Genomic DNA, 2,196 nt, shown 5'->3' on the forward strand with positions numbered 1-2,196 from the left:
CGCGGCGGCGCCGGCCAGCGTCGCGCCGGCGCCGCCGGCCAGGGCGGTGAGCATGATCTTGCGGCGGTGAAGGGTGAGCATCGTCGTGCCTCCTGCCTGGGGGATTGCCTGGAGCGGGCGGGCCGCTGCCGTCCCTCCGAAGGTGACGCCACGCCACTGCGCGGATAAGCTCACCAGATGCGAACGGGCTGATCAGCAGGAGAGAGCAATGGCGGCGCCCCGCCTCGACCAGCTGGAGATCTTCGCGCTGATCGCCCGGCGTGGCGGCTTCCGCGCGGCGGCGGCCGAGCGCGGCGTCTCCTCCTCCCTGATGAGCCAGACCATGGCCTCGCTGGAGCAGGCGCTGGGCCTGCGGCTGCTGAACCGCACCACCCGCAGCGTCGCCCCGACCGAGGCGGGGGAGCGGCTGCTGCGGCGGCTGGGCCCGGCGCTGGACGAGATCCGCCTGGCGCTGGCCGAGCTGGACCAGCTGCGCGAGCAGCCCTCCGGCACGCTGCGCATCAACGCGCCGGCGCCGGCGGCGGAGCACATCCTCTGCCCGCTCGCCTTCGCCTTCATGGCGGCGCATCCCGGCGTCCAGGTCGAGATCGTCAGCGACGCCGCCATCATCGACATCGTGGCGCAGGGCTTCGATGCCGGGGTGCGCTTCGGCCGGCAGCTGGAGCAGGACATGGTGGCGATGCCGCTCGGGCCGCCGCTGCGCTACGCCATCGTCGCCGCGCCGGAGTATCTGCGGCGGCGCGGGGTGCCCCGCAGCCCGGCCGATCTCATGGCGCATGACGGCATCCGGCGCCGCTACCCCGGCGGCAGCCTGGCCCGCTGGCGCTTCGAGAAGGCGGGCGAGGCCGTCGAGCTGACACCGCCCGGCCGGCTGACCCTGAGCTCGGCGCATCAGGAGCTGCAGGCGGCGCTGGCCGGGCAGGGCATCGCCCATGTCTTCGAGGATTACGCCCGGCCGGCCCTGGCCGAGGGCCGGCTGGTCGAGATCCTGGCCGACTGGAGCCCGACGCTGCCGGGCTGGTTCCTCTACTACCCGAACCGGCGGCACGGCAGCGCGGCGATGCGCGCCTTCCTCGACTTCGTGCGCCGCTCGGCCCGGTAGGGTGGCGCTACACGGCGGGCAGGGTGCCGCCGTCGCTGACAGGCGCCGCGCCATGGTTCGCCGCGGCGCGGTCGGCGGCGAGGAAGGCGATCAGCCTGGCCACCGCCCCGGGCAGGGTCGGGCGGCCGAGCGGGTTGCCGCCCAGCCGGTCCGGCCCCGGTCGCGGCGCGTCGGGCCGCGCATCGGCAGCCAGGGAAGCGGCGATGGGGGCCGCGCCGGATTGGCCAGGGGCGTCTGCGAGGCCCGTGTTGCGCTGGAGGGAAGTCCTCCATAGCCTGGGGCATGACAGGACGGCGAGGGAGCCATGAGCGTCATGATCACCAAGCTTGTGCTGACGGAAGGGACCCAGCTCGTGTGCCTGCCGGAGGCCGTGGCCTTCCCGGAAGGGGTCAAGGAGGTCGAGATCGTCGTGCGCGGCGATGAGCGCATTCTGCGCCCGGTCAAGCGCGGCATCAGCGACTTCCTCGACAAGCACAACAAGCCGGTGGACTGGCCCGACCGCGACGAGCCGCCGACGACAGAGAGGGAGTGGGACTGACCCGGCTGTCCAGGATCGGCACCCACACCGGCATCCGCCGGCGGCGCGGCCCCCGGCCCTGATCCGCAGGGGGAAGGAGGGCGCGGCAGGCGGCGCCTGACCCGCCGCCCCGGCCACGCGCCGCGTTGTTCGCTTTATGTTTCTATGCTATTCCTGGCTGCCGCATCCCCGCCGCGATGCCCCTTGGAGAGCCCGATGGCCAGGAAGCCCCAGCGCCCCGCCGCCGCCCCGGCCGCCGCGCCGATCAAGAGCCGCAAGGCGCTGCAGCGCCTGGCCGAGCTGGCCAGCAAGCCCGCGCCCCCCGACCGCATGCGGCGCGAGGTCGAGGGCATGGTGCGCGCCTGGCTCGACGGCGCCGGCGAGGAGCGCCGCATCGAGGCGCGCGACTGCCTGGAGGAGATGCAGGGCGAGCTGGCCGCCGGCGTCGAGGCCGCGCTGGAGATGATGGAGGAGATCGAGGCCGAGGACCAGGCCGGCCGCCGCCACGCCCAGGGCGCGCTGCTGGCGCTGCGCGCGGCGCATGCGGCGCTGGGCAGCGCCCGAGCCGGGCTGGCCT

At 74.7% G+C, this 2,196-nt stretch carries 3 protein-coding genes; all 3 read left to right on the plus strand.

The window, feature by feature from the left end:
- The first annotated feature begins 208 nt into the window (after nt 1–208).
- On the plus strand, nt 209–1,102 hold the full coding sequence (locus HMPREF0731_RS21045; RefSeq protein WP_007006259.1) for a LysR family transcriptional regulator: 894 nt from the start codon (nt 209–211) through the stop codon (nt 1,100–1,102).
- Between the two features lie 304 nt (nt 1,103–1,406).
- Complete coding sequence (locus HMPREF0731_RS21050) at nt 1,407–1,640, plus strand: AbrB/MazE/SpoVT family DNA-binding domain-containing protein (protein ID WP_007006260.1); 234 nt, start codon at nt 1,407–1,409, stop codon at nt 1,638–1,640.
- Nucleotides 1,641–1,835: 195 nt separating this feature from the next.
- Nucleotides 1,836–2,196 (plus strand): hypothetical protein (locus tag HMPREF0731_RS21055; RefSeq protein WP_007006261.1); only part of this gene is annotated, 361 nt, incomplete at its 3' end.

Origin of the sequence: Pseudoroseomonas cervicalis ATCC 49957 (assembly GCF_000164635.1) — a bacterium.
In the GTDB taxonomy this organism is placed as follows: domain Bacteria; phylum Pseudomonadota; class Alphaproteobacteria; order Acetobacterales; family Acetobacteraceae; genus Pseudoroseomonas; species Pseudoroseomonas cervicalis.

Excerpts from the sequence above, each read along its gene's own strand:
- HMPREF0731_RS21050 (WP_007006260.1), top strand. The coding sequence starts at position 1,407 with ATGAGCGTCATGATCACCAAGCTTGTGCTGACGGAAGGGACCCAGCTC.
- HMPREF0731_RS21045 (WP_007006259.1), top strand. The coding sequence starts at position 209 with ATGGCGGCGCCCCGCCTCGACCAGCTGGAGATCTTCGCGCTGATCGCC.